The sequence below is a fragment of the Corynebacterium lubricantis DSM 45231 genome (assembly GCF_000379425.1).
GTDB lineage: Bacteria > Actinomycetota > Actinomycetes > Mycobacteriales > Mycobacteriaceae > Corynebacterium > Corynebacterium lubricantis.
The window spans coordinates 1-16,269 of sequence record NZ_KB902181.1; the positions used below are offsets into that span (position 1 = coordinate 1).

Annotated in this window: 17 protein-coding genes and 1 rRNA gene; 17 read left to right on the forward strand and 1 reads right to left on the reverse strand. The window is 59.5% G+C overall.

What is annotated here, in order from left to right; genetic code table 11:
* Nucleotides 1-97 precede the first annotated feature (97 nt).
* From rrf to A37O_RS0100075, 15 genes are all read left to right on the forward strand, one after another.
* A 5S ribosomal RNA gene (gene rrf, locus A37O_RS0100005) occupies nt 98-215 on the forward strand.
* 137 nt (nt 216-352) lie between these two features.
* Entirely contained in the window at nt 353-1,273 is a 921-nt protein-coding gene (locus tag A37O_RS0100010) for a tetratricopeptide repeat protein (protein ID WP_018295433.1), read from the forward strand.
* 10 nt (nt 1,274-1,283) lie between these two features.
* On the forward strand, nt 1,284-2,267 hold the full coding sequence (locus A37O_RS0100015) for an HAD hydrolase-like protein (protein WP_018295434.1): 984 nt from the start codon (nt 1,284-1,286) through the stop codon (nt 2,265-2,267).
* A gap of 2 nt (nt 2,268-2,269) precedes the next feature.
* On the forward strand, nt 2,270-2,437 hold the full coding sequence (locus tag A37O_RS16615) for a hypothetical protein (protein ID WP_018295435.1): 168 nt from the start codon (nt 2,270-2,272) through the stop codon (nt 2,435-2,437).
* A 27-nt stretch (nt 2,438-2,464) separates the two neighbouring features.
* Complete coding sequence (locus A37O_RS0100025) at nt 2,465-3,286, forward strand: TlyA family RNA methyltransferase (RefSeq protein ID WP_026195985.1); 822 nt, start codon at nt 2,465-2,467, stop codon at nt 3,284-3,286.
* A 4-nt stretch (nt 3,287-3,290) separates the two neighbouring features.
* The gene (locus tag A37O_RS0100030) at nt 3,291-4,235 is read left to right on the forward strand and encodes an NAD kinase (RefSeq protein WP_018295437.1); all 945 of its coding nucleotides are present in this window, start codon (nt 3,291-3,293) and stop codon (nt 4,233-4,235) included.
* A gap of 9 nt (nt 4,236-4,244) precedes the next feature.
* Nucleotides 4,245-5,960: a DNA repair protein RecN gene (gene recN, locus A37O_RS0100035; RefSeq protein ID WP_018295438.1), complete on the forward strand. Its 1,716-nt coding sequence runs from the start codon at nt 4,245-4,247 to the stop codon at nt 5,958-5,960.
* Nucleotides 5,961-6,012: 52 nt separating this feature from the next.
* On the forward strand, nt 6,013-7,206 hold the full coding sequence (gene steA / locus A37O_RS0100040) for a putative cytokinetic ring protein SteA (RefSeq protein ID WP_018295439.1): 1,194 nt from the start codon (nt 6,013-6,015) through the stop codon (nt 7,204-7,206).
* 33 nt (nt 7,207-7,239) lie between these two features.
* On the forward strand, nt 7,240-8,166 hold the full coding sequence (locus A37O_RS0100045) for a copper transporter (protein ID WP_018295440.1): 927 nt from the start codon (nt 7,240-7,242) through the stop codon (nt 8,164-8,166).
* A gap of 104 nt (nt 8,167-8,270) precedes the next feature.
* On the forward strand, nt 8,271-9,905 hold the full coding sequence (locus tag A37O_RS0100050; protein ID WP_018295441.1) for a CTP synthase: 1,635 nt from the start codon (nt 8,271-8,273) through the stop codon (nt 9,903-9,905).
* A 10-nt stretch (nt 9,906-9,915) separates the two neighbouring features.
* Nucleotides 9,916-10,569, forward strand: a complete 654-nt coding sequence (locus A37O_RS0100055; RefSeq protein WP_018295442.1) for an NUDIX domain-containing protein — start codon at nt 9,916-9,918, stop codon at nt 10,567-10,569.
* Entirely contained in the window at nt 10,566-11,471 is a 906-nt protein-coding gene (xerD, locus tag A37O_RS0100060) for a site-specific tyrosine recombinase XerD (protein ID WP_018295443.1), read from the forward strand. The genes A37O_RS0100055 and xerD overlap by 4 nt, the downstream gene beginning before the upstream one ends.
* Nucleotides 11,472-11,494: 23 nt before the next feature.
* Entirely contained in the window at nt 11,495-12,415 is a 921-nt protein-coding gene (locus A37O_RS0100065) for a hypothetical protein (protein WP_018295444.1), read from the forward strand.
* Between the two features lie 103 nt (nt 12,416-12,518).
* Entirely contained in the window at nt 12,519-13,406 is an 888-nt protein-coding gene (locus A37O_RS0100070) for a ParA family protein (RefSeq protein WP_026195988.1), read from the forward strand.
* Entirely contained in the window at nt 13,407-14,204 is a 798-nt protein-coding gene (locus tag A37O_RS0100075; protein WP_018295446.1) for a segregation and condensation protein A, read from the forward strand.
* On the opposite strand, the gene A37O_RS0100080 is transcribed toward A37O_RS0100075, so the two are convergent.
* A complete protein-coding gene (locus A37O_RS0100080; protein ID WP_018295447.1) occupies nt 14,201-14,764 on the reverse strand; it encodes a GNAT family N-acetyltransferase in 564 nt (187 codons plus the stop codon). The genes A37O_RS0100075 and A37O_RS0100080 overlap by 4 nt on opposite strands.
* Before the next feature lie 161 nt (nt 14,765-14,925).
* On the opposite strand from A37O_RS0100080, the gene A37O_RS0100085 reads away from it, so the two are divergent.
* Nucleotides 14,926-15,699 carry a sulfurtransferase gene (locus tag A37O_RS0100085; RefSeq protein ID WP_018295448.1) on the forward strand — a complete coding sequence of 258 codons (774 nt, stop codon included), beginning with the start codon at nt 14,926-14,928 and terminating at the stop codon, nt 15,697-15,699.
* Nucleotides 15,700-16,239, forward strand: coding sequence for an SMC-Scp complex subunit ScpB (scpB, locus tag A37O_RS0100090; RefSeq protein WP_018295449.1), 540 nt, complete (start codon nt 15,700-15,702; stop codon nt 16,237-16,239).
* Nucleotides 16,240-16,269: the final 30 nt, after the last annotated feature.

Consider the following 16,269-nt stretch of genomic DNA (forward strand, 5'->3'; position numbering starts at 1 on the left):
AACACACCCCTAACATGGTGGTGGTTTGTGTGTTAAGTGAATATGTATCATGTCTACTAGTCGCCTAGTAACAGTGCTGATACACCCCAATAGGTGTGTCGGTGGTTGATGGCGGCGGGGAAACGCCCGGTCCCATTCCGAACCCGGAAGCTAAGCCCGCCCGCGCTGATGGTACTGCATCCGGGAGGATGTGGGAGAGTAAGTTACCGCCGACCAAATAATTTAACAGTGAAACAGGAGTGTGGTTGTGAGTTGAGTCGTATCAATACGAACTCCTTACAACCACACTCCTTTTCGCATTCCTATAATGGTGAAGAGCTTCACCAATAAACCAAAAAGGAAGGTCCCTGAGATGAGCGACGATAGGAATCGTGGAAACGATCGACGAGGTAACCGAGGCGAGGATCGCCCGGACCGTCGAAACTCACGCCCAAATGATCGTCGCTCCAACGACCTCAACTCCTCAGGACGTAAATACGAAGTACGCGGCTCCGAGGGTCGCCGCTCAGACAGCCGGAGTTCCGAACGCCGTCGTGAAGACGGCAAGATCCGCCACGACCGCTCCAACCCGCAGCGTCACGGTTTCCGCGAAGACCGGATGGCACAAAAGCTCTCCGAGCCAGACCTTCCAGGCGACGTAGACATCAAGGACCTAGACCCAATGGTCCTGCAGGATCTGCGCCCTCTCTCCAAAGACAACGCCGATCGCGTGGCGAAGCACATGATCATGTCTGCCTCTTTGATGGCTGATGATCCACAGCTTGCTCTGCGACACGCCCGTGCGGCCAAGAACCGTGCAGGTCGTGTCGGTGTGGTCCGCGAAGTCAACGGTATCGCTGCCTACCACGCAGGTGAGTGGAAAGAAGCCCTAGCAGAGCTGCGCGCAGCACGACGTATGTCGGGAGGCCCCGGACTGCTCGCCGTCATGGCTGATTGTGAGCGAGGCTTAGGACGCCCAGAGAAGGCTATCGAGCTGTCCAAGAGCCCGGATGTCCGCGAGCTTGACGCCGAATCGAAGATTGAGCTCGGGATCGTCGCTGCCGGCGCACGCCGTGACCTTGGTCAGAACGACGCAGCCGTTGCGACTCTTCAAAAGCTTAACCCGTCCCTGGATTCTTCCGGTTTGAGTCAGGTGCGTCTGTCTTATGCCTATGCCGACGCGTTATTGGAAGTGGGCCGTAAGGATGAAGCAAAACAGTGGTTTGAACACGTCGTTGACATCGATACTGATGAATCCACGGACGCTGCTTTGCGCGTCGAAGAGCTAGGCTAAAGTCTTACTTATGACGCTTTCTCAACAGTATGATTCGCTGCTCCTTGATCTTGATGGAACGGTCTGGGCTGGAGGTGCTGCAATCGACTGGGCCGTTGACTCAATCAAACAAGCGGGCCTGCCGTCTGTCTACGTCACCAACAATGCCTCCCGGGGTCCCCAGGAGGTGGCAGACAAACTCAACGGCATCGGATTGGATGTTGCTGCTACGGACGTTCTGACTTCGGCACAGGCCGCCATCACCCTGGCAGAAAGCGTTTTGGAGCCGGGTGACCCTGTCTATGTTGTGGGCGCACCTTCCTTTAAGGATCTCGTCACCTCGGCTGGCTATCGCGTCGTCGACTCAGCAGATGAGAATCCTAAGGTCGTGCTGCACGGTCACTTCACGGAAACTGGCTGGCACCAACTTTCGGAGGCTGCCCTTGCCATTCGCGGTGGCGCGACGTACCTCGCCACAAACCTTGACACGACGTTGCCAATGGAGCGTGGACTGCACGTCGGTAACGGCTCGATGGTCGCAGCTGTCACCTCTGCTACTGGAGTTACTCCAGCGTCTGCGGGCAAGCCTGGCCCGACGATGTTCCATCAGGCTGCATCTGGTTTGCAGTCTCAACGTCCTCTTGTCGTGGGCGATCGCCTCAACACCGATATTGCTGGTGGCGTTGCCGCAAAGATGGATGTCTTGCATGTCCTGACTGGCGTTTCCGGCCCACTCGAGCTCATCGAGGCACCTGCGGAGCAACGTCCGACCTATATCGGCGAAGACTTGCGCGCGTTGTCGGAGTTCGGTGCGAACCTGGTTCCAGGACCTCAAGGCGGCTTTACCGCACGTGTAGACGGTAATGACATCTTGCTGCTTGCCGGCGACGAAGGGGCTACCAGCGTGCAGGCCCTGCGTACCGTTCTCAACGTGGCTTGGGCGATGAATGAGCCACCTGAGTTCATTCGCCCCATGTCGGCGCAAGCCGAGGCCGCAACCGCTCAGTGGTGGTGACAATGTCGGCACCCAAACCGCATGATCCGCGTGCCACCGGTATTTCACCGGATCAGCTCACGGCTCAATTCGAGGAGATCCTGGCTCAGCCAACGCATTCGCTTGCCGACGAGGCTGAGGTCCTCGGCCAAGCGCATACGCTGCTGAATGAAGCGCTCCAGGAAAGATGATCAGCTACTAAGAGGAAGGACCGCGCTGTGGCCCCAGGACGTCGTCGCTTAGACGCCGAGCTAGTTCGACGCAAAATCGCACGATCACGGGAACAAGCCGTGGAGTGGATTAAGTCAGGGAAAGTCTCGGTTGGTGGGTTTGTTGCTACGAAACCTGCCACCGTCGTGGAACCCGACGTGTCTATCAAAGTTGCTGCGAGCTCGGACGACGAGTGGGCATCGCGAGGTGCTCATAAGCTGATCGGCGCCCTAGATGCCTTCGTGCCTCATGGGTTGCAGCTCGAGGACCGTCGCGCCCTGGATGCAGGTGCGTCTACAGGTAGCTTCACCGATGTGCTGTTAACTCGCGGAGTAAAAGAAGTCGTCGCCGTTGATGTCGGTTATGGCCAATTGATTTGGCGGCTGCAGAATGACGATCGGGTAGTGGTGCTTGATCGGACAAATATTCGCCATCTGACCCCCGACATGATGGGCGGGCCCGCTGACCTGATGGTCGGGGACCTTTCCTTCATCTCTCTCAAGCTCGTCCTTCCCGCAATCGCAGCATGCATGACCGATGGTGCAGATTTGCTGCCGATGGTGAAGCCTCAATTCGAAGTGGGCAAGGAGCGACTCGGTCACGGTGGTGTCGTCCGCTCGGATGAACTGCGAGCCGAAGTTACTCACGATATCGCCGCGTTCGCGCTCACTTTGGGCCTGAGTTGCAAGGCGGTTGTCGCCTCTCCGCTCCCAGGGCCCAGCGGCAACGTAGAATATTTCCTATGGCTTGTGAAAGATGGCGGCCAGTCGGGGCCGTCGGATGACGAGTTAGTGCACATGATCGCCACAGCAGTGGAGGAAGGTCCGTAATCTCATGACTGAACAACCTCAAGCTCGAGGTGCTCAGAAGAAACGCGAAATTCTTCTCGTTCCGCACACCACGCGCTCAGGCAATATCGCCGCAGCCGCGCGGGCGGCGGAGCTGATCACCGGGGCAGGAATCAGTCTGCGGATCTTGGAGCAAAACGACATGCGCCCGGTCGTCGAGCATCCTTCGTTGGCCAGTTTGGAAACAGTCCCACACACCGCCGAGGCAGCCAAAGGCTGTGAGCTCGTCCTCGTCCTCGGCGGCGATGGCACATTCCTGCGCGCTGCTGACCTTGCGCATGCTCAAGACATTCCAGTACTGGGTATCAATCTCGGACATGTCGGCTTTTTGGCAGAGGGTGAGGCAGAGAGCCTTGACCTCGCCATCGGCCGTGTCATTGACAAGACGTACCGCGTCGAAGAGCGCATGACTATCGACAGTACGGTCTTCGACGATGAAGGAAACATCATTGACACCGGCTGGGCACTCAACGAGGTCAGCGTCGAAAACTTAAACCGCCGGGGCGTCCTCGATGCCATCCTCGAGGTCGACGAGCGTCCGGTGTCCTCCTTCGGTTGCGATGGTGTACTCATCTCTACACCTACGGGTTCTACCGCCTACGCCTTTTCCGCGGGCGGGCCCGTGATGTGGCCTTCCCTCGACGCGATCCTGGTGGTGCCGAATAATGCGCACACCTTGTTTGCAAAACCTCTGGTAGTGTCCCCGAATTCGATGGTAGCGGTGGAATCTCGTCCAACCACCTCGCCGGCCATGGTCGTCATGGACGGTTTCCGCCCCATCGCCATGCCGCCGGGCTCCCGGACGGAAGTCGTGCGCGGCAAGCGCGCCGTGAAGTGGGTGCGTCTCGACGATTCAACCTTCACCGACCGCCTCGTACAAAAGTTCCGCCTCCCAGTTTCGGGTTGGCGCGGACCCGCAACGCCAAAGTAGGCTCGAAGCGTGCTTGTAGATATTTCCATTGAGAACCTCGGCGTGATTCCCAAGGCCTCTGCGGAACTCCACGAAGGCCTGACCGTGCTCACTGGTGAAACCGGCGCGGGTAAGACCATGGTTGTTACCGGGCTCCGCCTGCTCACGGGCGGGCGCGCTGACGCGTCGCGTGTGCGTACAGGGGCAGATCAGGCCGTCGTCGATGGCTCGTTTAGCACGCAGAAGTTGCCGGAAGCCGACCAGGCCGAAGTCCGCAAGATCGTGGATGAGGCAGGCGGAAGCCCGGACGAAAACGGCGAGTACTTGGTGTCTCGATCGGTCAAGTCCTCGGGTCGCTCGCGCGCGCATCTAGCAGGTCGTAGCGTGCCGGCAGCGACGATGGCGGAATTTTCCTCCCGATTGCTCACCATCCACGGGCAAAATGACCAACTGCGCCTGCTCGCACCCGAGGAGCAACTGGCCGCCTTAGATCGTTTTGACCCTTCACTCGGCGGGCTGAAAGCAACATATCGCGAAAGCTTTCTCCAGTGGCGAGAGCTGGCGAGGGACTTAAAGGAGCGTACGGAGAAGCGTCGAGAATTAGCCCAAGAGGTCGACCGGCTGCAGTTCGCCATCGATGAAATCGACGCGGTGAAGCCCGAAGCAGGCGAGGATGAACTGCTCTTGGCGGACATCCGCAGGCTCCAGGACGTCGACGCTCTGCGCGAAGCCGCACAAACCGCCCTCGGGTCGATCGATGGCAACGACGATTACGGAGACGAACAAGCTGCCTCCTCGCTGGTGGGTGCCGCCGAAAGCGCGCTGACCCAATCCAGCGACAAGGAGCTGCAAGAGCTCGGCGAGCGTGTGTCTGAGGCCTCGAGCATTCTGGCAGAAGTCGCGGGTGATTTGGGCAGTTACCTCTCGGATTTACCAAGCGACCCGGCCGGGCTGGAGTCGCTGCTGCAGCGTCAGCAGGACTTGAAGTCGTTGACAAAGAAATACGCCTCGGACGCGGCCGGTGTCGTGGAGTTTCGGGATAAAGCTGAGCAACGGCTGGCGAAAATTCATACCTCCTCGGAGGCCTTGGAGGAACTAAAGAAGCAGGCGGCGGCCGCAGAGAAAGACATGGTGGCCAAGGCCGCGACGCTGACCAAGGCGAGGAAGAAGGCTGCAAAGTCTCTGGCGGCCGCTGTGACCAAGGAGTTGCACGGTCTGGCAATGCCGAAAGCCAGGTTAGAGGTGGTCGTCGATAAGCAAAAATACAGCCGTGACGGTGCTGATACCGTCGAACTGCGACTTGCTCCCAATGATGCGATGGAGGCGAAGCCTCTGGCTTCGAGTGCGTCGGGCGGTGAGCTATCGCGAGTGATGCTGGCACTCGAGGTGATTTTGTCGTCGACATCGACGGGCACGACTTTGGTGTTCGACGAGGTCGACGCAGGTGTCGGTGGACGCGCAGCGGTGGAGATTGGGCGCAGGCTCGCGCGACTGGCTACGCACAACCAGGTCATTGTGGTGACGCACTTGGCGCAGGTGGCGGCGTATGCGGATACGCATTTGCATGTGTCGAAGAATGTGGGGGACACCTCGGTGACCTCGGGAGTGGCCACGCTTGACGGTGAGGAACGAGTAGAAGAGTTGGCGCGCATGATGGCGGGTCTCGACGATACTGACACCGGTCGGGCACACGCTCAGGAGTTGCTCGATCGCGCGCAAGTTGAAGTCGCAAATATGAGGCAATAATTCCCCGCGTGCCTTCGCCACTTTTGACGATTCACCGGCAACAATAGCGGGCATGAGTAGCATCTTCTCCCGCACCGACGATCAGCCAGGACTGCAAGGCACGTTGCGCGATTGCACGGCAGAAGCCAAAGGAAAAGGTTTCAAACGCTTAGGCGTCGGCGACATTGCTGTGATCAATTCGCCCGACCTCTCTCGCCGGGAAGCCCAATTACTAGTCAACGCGCAGCCGGCCGCGGTGATCAACCTGTCGAAGTTCTCCACGGGCTCGATTCCCAATTTCGGCCCGCACATGCTGCTCGACGCCGGGATTTTGCTCATCGAGGACGTCGATACCGAGGCTCGCGAGAGTCTGCGGGGCGGGAAGAAGAGCACCGTCACCGCCGATGGCGAGATTTACGTCAGTAACAAGCCGGCCGGCAAGGGCACCGTGGTTGACCGGGAATCGGCGGATCGCAACTTCAGCGAGTCCCAGACGCACCTGGTCGACCACATGGAGGCCTACTTCGGTAACACCATCGAGTTCATCCACTCGGAGGCCCCGCTACTCATCGATGGGGTCGGTGTGCCAGATCTTGGCGACGAGATGGCCGACAAGAAGGTGCTCATTGTCTCTCCCGAGGCAGGCCACCGCGACAGCGTGATTAACCTGCGCAACTTCATCCGCGAATACGATCCAATCATTATCGGCGTTGCGCAGGCGACCGACACCCTGGCGGAGCTGGGCTATAAGCCAAACTATATTGTCAGCGACCCGAATGACGTCTCGAACGACAGCTTGCGCGGCGGCGCACGGGTGATCCTGCCCGCCGATCCGGACGGACATGCGGTGGGACTGGAGCGCATCCAGGATCTCGGCGTCGGTGCAATGACCTTCCCGTCGGCGCTGGACTCGCCGATGGATCTGGCCGTGTTGCTCGCGGTCTTCCACGACGCGCAGATGATTGTCACGGTCGGCGACCAGGTGGACCTCGACGCGATTTTTGCTGGAAACGAAGATGCTGGTCCGTCGTCGATGTTGACCAGGTTGAAGGGCGGTGCCCGCATCGTTGATTCGCAGGTGATCGAGGATCTATATCACGTCAGTTCCGGTCGCGGCGTCGCCTGGGCTTGGGCACTATTCGCGGTACTGGTTGCCATCGCGGTGATCATTCTCGTCGCAGGCCTGGGTGGGGATGACTCGTTCGGAATGAACCTAATCAATACCTGGAACAATATCGCGCTGACGGTGCAGAGCTGGTTCAACTAATTTCTCGGGTTTTCCTGGAAGGAGGACAACACAATGGCTAAACGACGAGGCCAAGGTGGCTGGGTAGTCACCGGGCTTGGATTCGGTGTCGCTCTTGGTGTAGCGCTGGGCACGCTGGTTATTGCACCGGCGCTTAACATCGGCGGACCAGTGGCATCTGAACAGGCCACCGCCCAACCTGCCGACAATCAGGCAGACACCCAAGCCGCTGAAGCTCAGGCGCAGGCCGCCGACGAAGTCGTGGCAGGGTCCTCCTCGGAGCTGGTGGCGGACACGCTCACCGATCGCCCGGTGGTTGTCCTCGTAGCCTCTGACGCGCCGCCCGAGAGTGTCGATGCGGTGACCGACCTCCTTGACCAGGCAGGCGCCCTGAATTCTGGGCAGATCACCTTGACGGAGAAGTTCTTTGATCAAGACTCCACCGACGAGTTGATGTCGTTGATCTCGAATACCCTTCCTGCCGGGGCACAGTTGTCGGAGGACAATCTGTCGCCGGGTATTCACGCTGGCGAATCGTTGGGTTCCGCATTGATGTACGACCCGGAAACCGGCGAACCGCTCTCCAGCGTGGCCGATCGCGCCCTTGTACTGCAAACGCTGCGTGAGCAGGGCTTTATCGACTATGAGGATGGCACTGTTCTCCCAGCCCAGGGCGCGGTGGTGCTCACCGGCGACGGTGAATCGGAGCACGCAGCTTCGGTGTTGGCTGATTTCGCCACCGCCCTGAGCACCCGCGGTGATGCGGTTGTTGCTGCGGGCGGCGAGTCTGCGGCGGCAGGCGAGGGGGCCATCGGCCAGCTGCGCGCCGAAGGGCCAACTGACGTATCCACAGTGGATTCGCTTGATCGTGCCTGGGCGCAGGTAGCCACAGTTCTTGCGCTGCAGGAGCAGTTTACTGGTGGTGCTGGTGCCTATGGTGTGGCTGAGAACACCGATAGCGTGATGCCCACCACCGAATAGTGAGCTGCGTCACTCTGATGGTTTTTAACTGTCAATTGATAGGCTAGTGGTTGTACACTGAGGGTCCGTAAGTTTTTCCCATTCCTACTTACGGGAGGCACCTGATGGAAACCACATCAGAAACCAAATTTATCGTGGTCACCGGTGGCGTCGTATCGTCGCTAGGCAAGGGCCTCACCGCAGCATCGTTGGGCCGTCTGCTCATCTCGCGCGGGATCACCGTGACCATGCAAAAGCTGGATCCGTACCTCAATGTCGATCCCGGCACCATGAACCCCTACGAACACGGGGAAGTGTTCGTCACCGACGACGGCGCGGAAACCGACCTGGACCTCGGCCACTACGAGCGCTTCCTGGATCGCAGCCTGACCCAGAACGCGAATGTCACCACCGGTCGCGTCTACTCCAGTGTGATCGCGCAGGAGCGCCGCGGGGGATACCTGGGCAAAACCGTCCAGGTCATCCCGCATATCACCGACGAGATCAAGGCACGCGTGTTGGCCATGGCTGACGATCAGGCGGACGTCGCCCTCATCGAGATCGGCGGCACCGTCGGCGATATCGAGTCCCAGCCCTTCCTCGAGGCCGTCCGCCAGCTGCGCCGCGACATCGGACGTGAGCGCATCATGTTCCTGCACTGCTCGCTTGTGCCCTACATCGCGCCTTCGGGCGAGCTAAAGACGAAGCCGACCCAGCACTCGGTGGCCGAGTTGCGCTCCATCGGCATCCAACCCGATGCGATCGTGCTGCGCAGCGACCAGCCAATTACCACTGCTATCAAGGATAAGATCGCGAATTTCTGCGACGTTGACATCGACGGCGTTGTCTCCTGCCCGGATGCGTCCTCGATTTACCAGATCCCTGACGTGCTGCACGAGGAAGGGTTGGACGACTTCGTCGTCAAGCGTCTTAATCTTGGCGGCGGCGAAGCCGACCTGACTACCTGGCACGACCTCACCGACCGCGTCGAACACCCCTCCGGCGAGCTCACCGTCGGCATTTTGGGCAAGTACGTTGAGCTGCACGACGCGTACTTGTCCGTCGCGGAGGCAATCCGTGCTGCAGGGTTCGCTTATCGACGAAAGACTGTCATCCAATGGATCACCACGGAAGGCATTACCACTGACAACGTCGCTGATCAGCTGTCGCACCTCGACGCCATTGTGGTTCCCGGCGGCTTTGGTGGGCGTGGCATCGACGGCAAACTGGCCACGATTGCCTACGCGCGCGAAAACCAGGTGCCTTTCCTAGGCATCTGTCTGGGTTTGCAGTGCGTGGTGATTGAGGCCGCCAAGCGCTCCGGTTTGCCGGAGGCGACCTCCACGGAGTTCGACTCGGAGACCTCCACACCGGTGATCTCCACCATGGCGGAGCAACGCGCGGCCGTGGCAGGCACCGCGGACCTTGGGGGCACGATGCGCCTGGGCGCCTACCCGGCAGTGCTCGATGCTGGCTCCGTAGTCGCGTCGGTCTACGGTGCGACTGATGTCTCTGAGCGCCATCGTCACCGTTTCGAGGTGAACCCGGATTACGTGTCTCAGATTGCTGCTGGTTCCGGCCTGGTCTTCTCGGGCAAGAGCCCGGACGGATCTCTGGTCGAGTTCGTGGAATACCCGCGCGAGGTGCACCCGTACTTCGTGGCCACGCAGGCGCACCCAGAGTTGAAGTCGCGCCCGACGCGTCCGCACCCTCTTTTTGCCGGCCTCGTCGCGGCAGCAGTGGAGCGTGGCCGGGAGTAGATTGTAGGACATGACTCGCCATAGTTTTGAAGTGACCGATTCCGAATTGCTCGTGGACGCACCGATTATCTCGTTGCGCCGCGACACCGTCACCATGCCCGGCGGTGGCACGGCCAAGCGTGAAATCGTGGAGCACTTCGGCGCGGTGGCAGTTGTCGCGCTCGATGATCAAAACCGCATCGCTATGGTCGAGCAGTATCGTCACTCCGTGGGAGCGCGTCTGTGGGAGCTGCCCGCGGGAATCCTCGACTTCGCTGGCGAAGAGCCGCTCACGGGCGCGGAGCGCGAGCTTGCCGAAGAAGCCGGGCTCGCCGCCGATTCCTGGTCGCTGCTGACCGATATTGTTACCTCGCCGGGTTTCTGCGAGGAGACCGTGCGCATCTTCTTGGCCCGCGACCTCCGAGAGGTGGAGCGCCCCGAGGTGAGCGAAGAAGAGGCCGACATGAACTTTTCCTGGGTTCCTTTTCACGAGGCGGTCAACGCGGTGATGGCGGGCAAGATCGCCAACTCCATTGCTCTGGCAGGGATCATGACTGCCGCGGAGGTCGTGGCTGGACGCCATGAAACCCGCGACATTGACACCCCGTTTGAGTTCCGCCCGAGGTCCATGCCGGATCGTCGTCAAGCGCAAGGCATTGTCCCCGACATGAAGCAGATCCGTTGAACGCCCGCGACATCGCGGGCACGTGGCTGAATCACCTCGCCGTCGAGCGCGGGTTGTCGCAAAATACGCTGAGCAATTATCGACGAGACGTTGAACGCTACCTCGACTGGCTCGATCGAGCGGGCAAGACTGATCTCAGTGACGTGTCCACCGCGGATGTTGAGGCCTATTTGCAAGACCTGCGCCGCGGTGTCGACGGGGCAAAGCCGCTCGCGAGCTCGTCGGCAAGCCGTGCCCTCGTTGTGGCACGTGGCCTGCACAAATTCGCGGTGTCGGAGGGCAATGTCGCCGCCGATGTCGCGGCTGACGTCTCGCCGCCGTCGAGCGGGCAGCACCTCCCGGATACGCTGACGGTCGCGGAGGTCACCTCACTTCTCGATGCTATCCCCACCGAGGATCCCATCGGCCTGCGCGACAAGGCGCTGCTCGAGCTGCTTTATGGCACGGGCGCGCGCGTGTCCGAGGCGCTGGCACTGCTTGTCGACGATGTCACCGACAACGACGGCGTCATCGTGATTACCGGTAAGGGCGATAAACAGCGGATCGTGCCGATTGGCTCGCATGCACGCGACGCCGTCGATGCCTATTTGGTGCGGGGGCGGCCCGTATTTTCGCGTGGCAAGTCCCACGCCTTGTTTCTGAATAAACGCGGTGGTGCGCTTTCTCGACAGAGTGCCTGGACGATCATCAAGCACGCTGCGGAGCGCGCCGGCATTGACAAGGAAATCTCGCCTCACACGTTGCGGCACTCATATGCCACGCATCTGCGCGAAGGGGGAGCCGACGTGCGCACTATTCAGGAATTGCTAGGGCATTCATCGGTGACCACGACGCAGATCTATACTCATATCACTGCGGATAACCTCCGCGAAGGGTGGAACCTGGCGCATCCCCGCGCCTAATCAAAAACCGAAAGGCGCCTATAGTGCGAGTTCGTTCACTGGTTGCAAGCGTTGCTGCCGCAACATTGCTTGGATTCTCGGTCCCTGTTGCTTCGGGACAGATTCCTGAAGGACTCGATCCTTTGACGGTCCAGTCGATTATTCCGTCGACTGTTCCGGTTCCGGCGGGCACGACCACAACCGTCGACCTCGGGGTTCCCGTAGAGGTTGCATATAACGACGCGGGCTGGAGTGTTTCCTCCTCCGGAACAGGTGTGACCGTGACAGCGCCGAATGAGCCAGGTTCTCAGATTAGTGTTCCGGTTACCGCTGGTGACTATTCCGCGACCATCACGTTGGTAGCGGAAGGCGATTCTGGTGCTCCTGATTCTGGTCTCGAGCCTGAACCTGCGCCGGTACCTGCTCCTGCTCCGGCTCCCGCTCCGGCGACTCCCGAGCGTCAAACCGCATCCACCGTCGATTCAAGTCAAGCCAAAAAGCTTTACCTGGACGGTGTTGTCGAAGACAACGTGCTTCGCGTGCAGTTGTCCATCAACCAAATCTCCGATGTGATGCCGCTGGTCAACGCCTCGCGCGACGGTAGAAAACTGCGCTACCTTGACATTAATGGCCAGATCATCAAGAACGTTGAACGCGAAATCAAGGTGACCGAGCGTTCCATTACCCTGACCTACCCGGCAGGTGAGACACCGGACAATCCGTTCATCATGGAAGTCGTTCGTGACGATACTGTTGCCGAGTTCTACGCCATCATCACGGCATCAAATGCGCCGGTAGCGCAGCCGAAGTCGGATGGGAACCAAGAGGGCTCAGTAGCATCGATGGCACAAGATACCGAGGCGGCCTCCGAGCAGCAATCATCCTCGATCTGGTGGATTGCCGGGGGAGTCATTGCGTTAGTGTTGGTGCTTGGTGGCGTGTTCGTTTGGCGAATGCGTCGCTAATCTGAGGTCGCTCATGGCTGTGTCGCTACCATAGGAAATGACACGCATGTAAGCTAAGGCTCGTGGACCCAAAAAGCCGGGAGTCAAGGAAGAAGGTATGACGGTGAGCAAAGACGGACTGTTCGACGCTTCTGAAGCGAAGGAAGCTCCGGATGCGCCGGTGGGGCTGACTGGTCGCCCGGTTCGCGAGCTTCCGCAGCCAGCACCTTTAGAGAAGCACGGTCCGGCACGCATCATCTCGATGGTGAATCAGAAGGGTGGCGTGGGGAAGACCACCTCTTCAATTAACCTGGGAGCGTGCCTGGCAGAGCAGGGGCGTAAAGTCCTGCTCGTTGACTTAGATCCGCAAGGTGCGTTGTCTGCCGGTCTTGGTGTGACGCAGGAAGAGGATGCCATAACGGTCTATGACCTGATGCTGGATAACACTGCGAGCATTCACGGAGCCATCCGCCATACCAATGTCTCCGGGTTGGATCTGGTGCCGGCGAACATCGACCTTTCCGCTGCGGAGATCCAGTTGGTCAACGAAGTTGGCCGCGAGCAAGTGCTGGGGCGTGCCCTGCGACCTGTTCGAGGTGACTACGACTACATCATCATCGACTGCCAGCCATCGCTTGGCCTGCTTACCGTGAACTCCCTCGCATGCTCTGACGGTGTCATCATTCCGATGGAATGTGAGTACTTCTCGCTGCGTGGTCTGGCGCTGTTGACCGATACGGTGGAGAAGGTCCGCGATCGCATTAACTTCGATCTGGAAATCATTGGCATCCTGGTCACCATGTTTGATCGCCGCACCACCCACGCACGTGAGGTGATGGACCGCGTGGTGGAGGTCTTCGGTGATCGCGTATTCGATACCGTCATCACTCGCACCGTGCGCTTCCCGGAGACATCTGTTGCCGGTGAGCCCATCATCACCTGGGCACCAAGCTCCCAGGGTGCCCAGCAATACCGGAACCTAGCCCTCGAGGTCATTGAGCGGACGGTTTAAGTGACACAACCCGAGATCACCGGATTCAACCTCGTTTTAAATAACTTCGAGGGTCCGTTCGATCTGCTGCTGAAACTAATCAGTGGCAAGAAACTCGATGTCACTGAAGTGGCTCTTGCCGAGGTGACAGACGAATTTATCGCCTATACGCGCATGCTCGGGGAGAAGGCCAACCTCGACGAAGTCACTGAGTTTCTCGTCGTCGCGGCCACGCTGTTGGACCTCAAAGCGGCGCGCCTTGTCCCGCGCGGCGACGTCGAAAGCGACGAGGACCTCGAGCTGCTGGAATCCCGGGACCTGCTTTTTGCTCGCCTGCTTCAGTACAAGGCCTACCAACAGGTGGCCGACCTGTTTGTGGAGTGGCAGCGTGACGCCGCACGCCGCTATCCGCGGGCAGTGTCCATTGAGCAACGTTTCGCGGATCTTCTTCCACCAGTGCGCCTGGGGCATACTCCTTCGACTTTCGCGCACCTAGCCGCCAGCGTATTTCGTCCCAAAGCCGCAGAGCGCGTCGGCATCGATCATATCCACCAGGTGGAAGTCTCCGTGCCACAGCAAGCGGGCAAGATTTTGGACACACTCAAAGTCATTGGCCCAAACAAGTGGCTGTCGTTTACTTCGCTGACTCGCGATTGCACCCGCTCGATGGAAGTCGTGGGCAGGTTCCTTGCGCTACTTGAACTCTATAAAGCGCGCGCAGTGGAGACGGAACAAGAAGAAGCGCTGGGCCCACTCGAAGTCTCCTGGACGGGACTTGAAGTGGACCCAGCGGTAGTTGCGGCGTCTAACTGGACTTAAGGACGATCCCGCAGCATCGAGATTGCTGGCTCTGGCAGCTCTCGATCCGAGTAAATGCGGACGTCCGGCTCGTCGGGGTTATCCTCGGTACCCACGCGGCGACCTTCCCAGACCGATTTCAGCCCAAGCTTTTCAATAACGCGCCCACTGGCAGGGTGATTCGTCGTAATGCGCGCTGTAACAGGCAATTCCGGATGCTTCTTCTTCGCTGCCTTCACGGCCGCCTCGGCGATCTCGGTAGCGTAGCCTTGGCCCCACTGGTCTGGGCGGAGACGATATTTCACGTCCCAGACCTGGCCATCAACCACTTCAGCGCCGCCGATGCCGACAAATTCCGACGGACGCTCGCGAAGGTAGATGCCCCATGGCCCAAGATCGAAATCCTCCCACGACTTATGGGTGCGCTTGATAATGTTGCGCGTCACTTCCTCATCCGTGTGGACTGCCCACGGCCGGTGTGCCCAAATGCGGGTGTCTGAGTAGACGCGAAATGCCTCCGCGGCTTGGTCCTCGGTCAAAGGGACGAGGATCAGGCGGTCGGTTCGTGTGATCTGTGCCATACCGGCATGTTACTGCGATTGTCCTCACCATAAAAGTAGATTCTTAACATTTCTTCACAATCACACCTGTGTAACTCTTGTGAGGTGCTTTTACCATGGAAAACATAGCCAAGAAAAAAATTTCGCGGGGGTAACAATTCCTCCCGCTACACTTGGAAACCATGAATAGCTTGCTCTCGGTCGACGAATTTCGACGCTTAGAAAATCCGGTTGTCTTTCATTCCTCCATGGGCCCAAACATCCCACAGCAGGTGATCCCAGGTGCCTTCATTGCGGATCTGGAAGGGGACTTTTCCGACCCCGCTAGTTCTCTGCCGCACACTGTTCCGGCCACTATCCAGCAGGTTTTCGCCTCCTATGGCATCAGCGACGACACCCAGGTTGTCATCTACGATGCCGATGGTGCCACCGCCGCGCGCGTCTGGTGGCTTGCCCGCGTCGCCGGATTAAGCAACGTCGCACTCCTCGACGGCGGACTACGCGCCTGGGTCGCCGCCGGGGGAGAGCTCACCGCACCTTCGACTCCTACCTCGACGGGCACTATCAGCGCCGCACCCCGCTGGGATTTGCTTATCGACGCGCCCGAGGTCGCCACGACCTCACGGACAGTAGTGGACGCACGGTCGCATGGCCGTTTCACGGCTGCAGAGGAAGAGCCACGTCCAGGATTGCGGGCAGGCCACATTCCTGGATCCCGCAACGTCCCATTTTCGTCGTTGTACAACGAGGACGGCACCTTCAAGAGCCCAGACGAATTAGATGCGATCTTCCCCGATGATCACCTCGCTTTTTCCTGCGGTTCGGGAGTAACTGCGTGCGTGACCGCCTTTGCAGCTACCCAGGCGGGGCGCAGCGACTTGGTTGTCTATGAAGGTTCGTGGTCGGACTGGGGCCGGCCGGACTCCGGTTACCCGGTAGCAGTCGGAGAGGCGTAGATGATTCCGCAGTTGCGCAGCCAAATCGAGTCGATCCTCCTTGTCATCGACTCGCCGACGACGGTGGCCTCATTGGCACAGGCGTTGGAAGTGGAAGAGGCCATCGTCGATAAACATTTGCGTGACATTGCCACTGAGCTCACGTCGAGGGGATCCGGAATCGACCTGCGGGAGACGGAGGAAGGCTGGCGGTTATACACGCGTCCCGAGAATGCGCCAGCCGTGGAGAAGTTTTTGCTCGACGGCACGCAGTCTCGGCTGTCGCGGGCTGCGATGGAGACGCTCGCGGTCGTCGCTTATCGACAACCGGTAACGCGCGCCCAAGTCGCCGGTGTGCGTGGGGTCAATGTTGACGGTGTGATGCGGACTCTGACGCTGCGCGGCCTCATCAGCGAAGTAGACCCCGACGAATCGACGGGCGCGCACAAGTACGTGACCACCGAATTGTTCCTCGAGCTGCTCGGCATTGATTCGCTTGAACGGCTTCCTGACCTCGCCCCGTTGCTTCCGGATATCGATTCTATCGACGAGGAATGGTAATATGGCCCTCGTTGAAAATCGCATACTAGA